Source organism: Microbacterium sp. CPCC 204701 (assembly GCF_004010105.1).
In the GTDB taxonomy this organism is placed as follows: domain Bacteria; phylum Actinomycetota; class Actinomycetes; order Actinomycetales; family Microbacteriaceae; genus Microbacterium.
In genome coordinates this window covers 1-1,636 of the sequence record NZ_RRYE01000526.1, presented here as the reverse complement: position 1 = coordinate 1,636, position 1,636 = coordinate 1, and the positions used below count along the sequence as shown (strand labels likewise).

Here is a 1,636-nt window from a genome sequence, read left to right as displayed (position 1 = left end):
CGGCCGAGGCCACGCCCGGCTCGATCGTGGAAGGGCCTCTCGTCGAGATCGAGACCGCCTACGACGGCGCCGACCTCGCCGAGACGGCGGCGCTGCTCGGGCTCGAGGTCGATGAGCTCGTCGAGCGTCACAGCCACGCCGAGTGGCGCGTCGCGTTCACCGGCTTCGCGCCGGGGTTCGGCTATCTCGTGAGCGACGACTGGACGTTCGAGGTGCCGCGTCTGACGTCCCCGCGCACGCGCGTGCCGGCAGGTTCGGTCGGCCTCGCGGGGCGCTTCGCGGGTGCGTATCCGCGCGAGACGCCGGGTGGCTGGCGCCTGGTCGGCACGACCGGTGCCCGCCTCTTCGACCCGGATGCGGCATCCCCCGCCCTGCTCGCCCCCGGAACCCGCGTGCGTTTCCGGCCCGCCGCCGTGACGAGATCAGGTGATGTCACCAGGGCAGGAGATCCCGAGCTGAATCGTCCTGCGTACGCGAGATCACCTGATCTCGCGACGGGGAGCGGCATCAGGATCGTCGAGCCAGGGCTGCTGGCCACCCTGCAGGATCTCGGGCGCGAGGGCGCGGCATCCGTCGGGGTCGCCGTGTCGGGAGCGCTCGACCGCACAGCGCTGCGCACGGCGAACCGATTGCTCGGCAGCCGGGAGGATGCGACGGGCATCGAGGTCACGATGGGCGGGCTGCGAGCGGTAGCCGAGTCGGACCTGTGGGTCGCGGTCACCGGTGCCTGGGGCCCGGTGCACCTGGGCGGGCGCGAGGTCGACCCGTACCAGGCGCACGAGTGGCGCGCGGGCGCGGAGCTGCACGTGGACTGGGTCGTGCACGGCGCCCGAGCGTACGTCGCGGTGCGAGGCGGGTTCGACGGGCGCGAGGTGCTCGGATCGCGCGCGACGGACCTGCTCGCAGGACTCGGCCCTGCGCGGTTGCGGGCAGGTGATGCCGTCGGCGTCCGCTCGGACGAGACCATGCCCATTCCCCCTGCCCCGCCGAGCCTGTGGGGTGCGCCTCACGACGAGGAGCTCGAGCTGGAGCTGGCGCCCGGACCCCGCGCGGACTGGTTCGCTCCCGACGCGCTCGACGTCCTGTTCGACACCGTCTGGACCGTCTCGAATGCCGCGGACCGCGTGGGAGCTCGGCTCGACGGCCCCGAGCTCGCGCGCGTGCGCACCGGTGAGCTGCCGAGCGAGGGGATGGTGCCGGGTGCGCTGCAGGTGCCGCCGAGCGGCCGGCCCACGATCCTCCTCGCCGATGGGCCGGTGACGGGCGGCTACCCCGTCATCGCGGTGGTGACGGATGCCGCGCTCGACCTCGTCGCGCAGGCTCGTCCTGGCACTCGCATCCGTTTCCGCCACGCGCGTCACGCCGAGTAGGTCACCACGTGCGGACGGCCTCGGCGACGTTCGCGAACTCATGGTCTGGCAGCGCCAGGCGCACCGCTTCCGCGACGGTGAGCTCGGCCCCGGCCGCCTCGCCGGCAGCGACGCTCGCCGGGTCGCGGCCGCGCAGGATGTCGAGATAGGGGGTGTGGACGGTGAACGCCTCGACGTCGAAGATGCCGATGCGCCGGCGGATCTCGCCCGCGGCGACCGCGAGGGCCGCCGCCCGCCAGGCCTCGCCGTGCGCGGCCGCCACCGCG

General features: G+C 74.1%; 2 protein-coding genes. One reads left to right on the top strand and one right to left on the bottom strand.

What is annotated here, in order from left to right; all coding sequences use genetic code 11:
* On the top strand, window positions 1-1,370 hold a 1,370-nt coding region (locus EIO58_RS17510), incomplete at its 5' end, for a 5-oxoprolinase subunit B/C family protein (protein ID WP_127820511.1).
* A gap of 1 nt (window position 1,371) precedes the next feature.
* On the opposite strand, the gene EIO58_RS19040 is transcribed toward EIO58_RS17510, so the two are convergent.
* Window positions 1,372-1,636, bottom strand: a 265-nt coding sequence (locus tag EIO58_RS19040) for a hypothetical protein (protein WP_164861849.1), incomplete at its 5' end; no start/stop codon positions are given.